This window comes from Streptomyces sp. NPDC102467, from assembly GCF_044765445.1.
Lineage (GTDB): Bacteria > Actinomycetota > Actinomycetes > Streptomycetales > Streptomycetaceae > Streptomyces.
Genome location: NZ_JBIWKA010000062.1, coordinates 1 through 2,967 on the forward strand (window position 1 = coordinate 1; position 2,967 = coordinate 2,967).

The following is a 2,967-nucleotide window of genomic DNA, read 5'->3' on the forward strand; positions in this document are numbered from 1 at the left end:
TACCGCTTCGTGTGCTTGCTTCCCACCTGGTGCTACTTCCTCTGGAACCTCAAGATCCCAGTCTCCAGGTGTCCACGATCAAGGGGAAGCTCCAACTCTGGCAGCGCTTCCTTGGCCTTTATTCCTGCGGTGCCTAGCATCGCAGTGGCGTGCATCAGTCCGGACAGGGTGGTGAGGAACACCGCGAGTTGGGCCTGGTACATCATCTGGGCGAGGCCCGGGTCCTCGCCCAGATGCTTTGGTGTTCCGAGCAGTGTCAACGTCGCCAGGTGGCGCTCCATCGCCTCGTCGCGGCCGCTGTAGTAGACATAGGCTGCCTCTGTGCCGAGCATCGGCGCGGGGACCATGACACCTCCGGTGAGGAAGGTGGTGTCGTGGCCCGCTGCCCAGGTTGCTGCCTCGCGTGTGCGGTCGGGAGTGTCAGAACTCAGGTTGACCAGCGTCCGGCCGGCGAGCGATGTGGTGGCGCTGTCGAGGACGTCGTACATCGCCTGGTAGTCGGTGAGGCTGAGGATCACAAGGTCACTCGCTCCGACCGCCTCGCTGGGTGTCGCTGCGAGCGTTGCTCCGTCGGTCACGACGCCGTCGGCCCGACCGGCGGTGCGGTTCCAGACGGTGACCGGGTGGCCGGCGGTGAGGAGGATGCGGGTCATCGCCTGGCCCATCGGGCCAAGCCCGATCACGGTAACAGGGCTCTTCTGCCTGGTGGTGAAGTTCTGTTGTTCGTTCACCCCTCCATATTCGGAGAGCGCCACTACTCTCGGAAGTACCCACTATTTTCTGCGGTACTTACCTTTTCGTAAGGGGATCAGTGATGGCCAAGGCGCCGAGACGCGGGCCTTACATCTGCGGCATCGACGCTGCGCTCGACGTACTGAGCGGCAAGTGGAAGGGACTGATCCTCTGGGAACTTGATGCCCACCGCGTACGCCGCTTCGCTGAGCTCCGGCGCGGTCTGCCGGGAGTGAGCGAGAAGATGCTGACGCAGCACCTGCGTGAGATGGAGGTGGACGGTCTCGTGCTCCGGAAGGTTTATGCCGAGGTGCCGCCGCGGGTGGAGTACTCCCTGACTGAGCACGGGCGCATGCTCAATCAAGCGCTCGGGCCGCTCGGCGCCTGGGGGGTTGAGCGGATACGTCGCGAAGGCCACGAAACGGTCGGCGTAGCCGAGACATCACACGGCTAAAAGTCTGGCGTATCCACCTGAGACGTCTCCCTCCCCATGCACAACTGCCGTCATCAATCCCTACACCACGGCCGGTCACTCGACAGGAGTCCCGTCCGAACCTGGCATATTCCCATCAGAACGCTGGTGTCCTGCGCCGGTGGGCAGTCGTTTTCTGGCTGTGGTGCGAGGCGCGCAGGAGCACGCTCAAGAGGAACTACGGCGTCACTGCCGGCATGCCCCGCACCCGGCGCTGGATTCCGCCGGCACCGTCTGACCTTCCCCTCGTAGCGTGAAGGCTGTGACTGCAGGGGAAGTTGGGGTCATTGCAGGGAAGCGAGAGCGGTACAACGCGGAGTTCCGTGAGTGGGCCGTGCGAATCGTCACCGAGACCGGCAAGACGATCGCCGAGGTCGCCAAGGACATGGGGGTCAAGGAGACCACCCTGGGCAGTTGGGTGGCGCGCCCGTCGGGCTGGCGGGGACGGGACGCTGGGCGAGCTGGAGCGTGAGGAGCTCGCGCGGCTGCGTCGGGAGAGCGCGGAGAAGAACAAGCGGATCAAGGAACTTGAGATGGAGCGTGATGTCTTCAGGCGCGCCATGGTCCTTTGGGTGAAGTGACCGAGAACGAACCGGAGACGCTGGTCGCCTTCATCGGTGACCAGAGGACCGAGTACGGCGTCCCGCACCGGGTGTCCTGCCGGGGGGTGCCTCTATGTCTTTCGTCAAGCGAGGCGTGGGGGTCGGTGTTCGTAGAAGGTGCCGTCGCGGGGTATCGCGAAGAGCACGCTGATGCGCTGTCGGGCGAGGCGGAGAAGGGCTTGTGTGTGGGTCTTTCCGCGGGCCCGGCAGCGGTCGTAGTAGGCGCGGGAGACGGGGTCGTGCAGTGCGGCGAACGCGGAGAGGAACATGGCTCTCTTGAGCTGGCGGTTGCCGCCTCTGGGCGCGTGTTCGCCGTGGATCGAGGTGCCCGACGACTTGGTGGTCGGGGCGAGGCCGGCGTAGGAGGCGAGGTGGGCGGCGGTGGGGAAGCTGGTGCCGTCGCCGACGGTGACCAGCAGAACTGCGGCGGTCCTGACCGCGATCCCGGGCATCGAGATCAGGACCTGAGAAAGAGGGTGTTCCTCCAGCAAGGCCGTGATCTGGGCTTCCAGAGCTTTGCGCTGGGTGTGGACTGTGGCCAGGGACTGGGCCAGCGAGGCAGGGACTGGGCCGGCGAGGGGACGACGATGTCGAGGGTGCTGGTGCCTGGGACGACGACGGTCTGTTCGTCGAGGGCGTCGAAGACGTCATCGATCAACCGGGTGGCCATGCGTGGGGCCTTGGGCCGGATCACTTCAACGAGCCTGCGGCGTCCGGCTTTTCGCAGGGTGGCCGTGTACCAGGCCGGGACGGGGCCAAGGATGCCGAGTCAGATGCGGGAGGTGGGGATGTGCGACGAGCCGCCCCCTGGCGGCTCGGTCCCCGTGGCGGCGGCGAGTCGTTGCAGTACCGGTCGCAGGAGTTGGCGTTCTGTGGCTCGCAGTCGGGCCTGGTTGGTGAGGCGGTTCATGGCCGTGGGGTCGATCGACGTGAGGGTTGGGTTCCAGCACTCGTCGAATTCGACCACTGCCCGCAGGGCCGGTGCGGTGTCCTGCGGGCCAGTTTGGGCGTAGGGCGGGATGGGGGGAAATCCGGTGGTTGCCAGTTCGCGCCGAGAGCCTGTCTCAGAGGACGTTCGCGTCACTTATAGGCCGCTATGAGCCGGTTCACCGCCTGCAAGCGGCATCTCGGGACAGGGCATTTGCCGAAATCGCCCGGCTT

General features: G+C 65.6%; 2 protein-coding genes and 2 pseudogenes. 2 read left to right on the forward strand and 2 right to left on the reverse strand.

Features of this window, described 5'->3' with window-relative positions; all coding sequences use genetic code 11:
- Positions 1–77 precede the first annotated feature (77 nt).
- Positions 78–731 (reverse strand): annotated as a pseudogene (locus tag ACIREE_RS42595) (NAD(P)-dependent oxidoreductase); the annotation flags it as partial.
- Positions 732–814: 83 nt separating this feature from the next.
- Between ACIREE_RS42595 and ACIREE_RS42600 the strand changes: the two are divergent.
- Positions 815–1,186, forward strand: coding sequence for a winged helix-turn-helix transcriptional regulator (locus ACIREE_RS42600; RefSeq protein WP_404164971.1), 372 nt, complete (start codon positions 815–817; stop codon positions 1,184–1,186).
- A 352-nt stretch (positions 1,187–1,538) separates the two neighbouring features.
- Positions 1,539–1,676: a transposase gene (locus tag ACIREE_RS42605; RefSeq protein WP_404164973.1), complete on the forward strand. Its 138-nt coding sequence runs from the start codon at positions 1,539–1,541 to the stop codon at positions 1,674–1,676.
- 213 nt (positions 1,677–1,889) lie between these two features.
- Here the strand turns inward: ACIREE_RS42605 and ACIREE_RS42610 are convergent.
- Positions 1,890–2,539: pseudogene (locus ACIREE_RS42610) on the reverse strand (transposase); the annotation flags it as partial.
- Between the last annotated feature and the right edge of the window lie 428 nt (positions 2,540–2,967).